This window comes from Myxococcus sp. CA051A, assembly GCF_013336705.1.
In the GTDB taxonomy this organism is placed as follows: Bacteria; Myxococcota; Myxococcia; order Myxococcales; family Myxococcaceae; genus Myxococcus; species Myxococcus llanfairpwllgwyngyllgogerychwyrndrobwllllantysiliogogogochensis.
On sequence record NZ_JABUMS010000062.1, the window covers coordinates 1 to 1,117 of the forward strand.

General features: G+C 66.5%; 2 protein-coding genes. Both read right to left on the reverse strand.

Going from position 1 to position 1,117, the window contains the following annotated elements; all coding sequences use genetic code 11:
- Positions 1–10: 10 nt before the first annotated feature.
- Entirely contained in the window at positions 11–607 is a 597-nt protein-coding gene (locus HUA74_RS44900) for a transposase (RefSeq protein WP_217443736.1), read from the reverse strand.
- Positions 505–1,077, reverse strand: coding sequence for an IS630 family transposase (locus HUA74_RS44905; RefSeq protein WP_306663490.1), 573 nt, complete (start codon positions 1,075–1,077; stop codon positions 505–507). The genes HUA74_RS44900 and HUA74_RS44905 overlap by 103 nt, the downstream gene beginning before the upstream one ends.
- Between the last annotated feature and the right edge of the window lie 40 nt (positions 1,078–1,117).

Below are 1,117 nucleotides of genomic sequence, written 5' to 3' on the forward strand. Positions count from 1 at the left end.
CTAACCCTCTTCAGGAAAGTCCGGTAAGGCGCAGACCCGCGTGAAGGAAGAAGGCGGCGAGAACATCGTGGCGGTGGCCCAGGCGCACGAATGAAGCGCGTGCCTGGGCGCGCAGCTCGGCGACAGAGTCGGGCGTGGCATTGCGCAGCTCGGCCTTCACCATGCCGTTGCAGCCCTCCTCGGGATTGAGGTCTGGCGCATAGCCTGGTAGCCGTTCAAGGCGGAAGTCCTCGGGGTGGCGTGCGACGAAGTCGAGCGTCTCGGCACTGTGGTGCTGGTTGAGACCGTCCCACACGATAGTGAGCGAACAACCCACCTTCCTGCGGAAGTAGCGCAGGGCAGTGATGACGTCCCGGCTGGTGAAGCTGCCCTCCCGGTGGCGCGAATACAGGCGCGCCGGCCTGTGGCCGTACGGGGCAACGAGGGCGACGATGCTGGAGACTTCGCGCCGCTTGTCACGACGGCGCAGGATGGGCGGATGCCCGACGGGCGCCCAGGTAGACGCTACGCGGGCCCGAAACGAACTACCTGTCTCGTCCACGAAGGCAATGGCCCGCCCGCTTCTTCGAGCCCCCTTTTGATGCGGGGCCAGTCGCGCTTCAGCCATGCTTCCACCAACGCATCGTCACGCTCCTTGGCTCGCGTGCGGGGCTGCTGTGGACTTAAACCCAACCGGTGAAGGCACTCGGCCAGGTAATTGGGGTGGTAGTGCACTCCGAACGTACGCTGGATGAGGTGCGCCACTCGCGTGAGCGTCCAGCGCTCGGTAGGGAAGCCACACGTACGCGCCCCTGCCCTGACCAACTCCGAGACCTGCTGCCATTCCCCCAAACTCAACTTCGACGGCCGGCCCGTGCGCGGCCTCGCCTTCAACCCGCGTGTGCTGCCGCCCGCCTCGTGCAGTCGCCGCGCCCAGCGACTGACCGAGGCCTCGCTGACACCCACACGGCGTGCAACCTCCGCCTGCGATAGGTGCCCCCGCCGCAGGAGTTTCCCGGCCGCAAGCCGCCGCTCCTCAAGCTGCTGCACTGTCCAGTGCTTTGGCTGCCACGCCATGGACGCCCCCCTCCATGGCATAACCCTCAGCCCCTAACCCGACTTCCCTGAAGGGGTTTAG

Bases quoted from the DNA above. Each gene is read 5' to 3' on its own strand.
- HUA74_RS44905 (WP_306663490.1), bottom strand. From the start codon at position 1,077: ATGCCATGGAGGGGGGCGTCCATGGCGTGGCAGCCAAAGCACTGGACA.
- HUA74_RS44900 (WP_217443736.1), bottom strand. From the start codon at position 607: ATGGCTGAAGCGCGACTGGCCCCGCATCAAAAGGGGGCTCGAAGAAGC.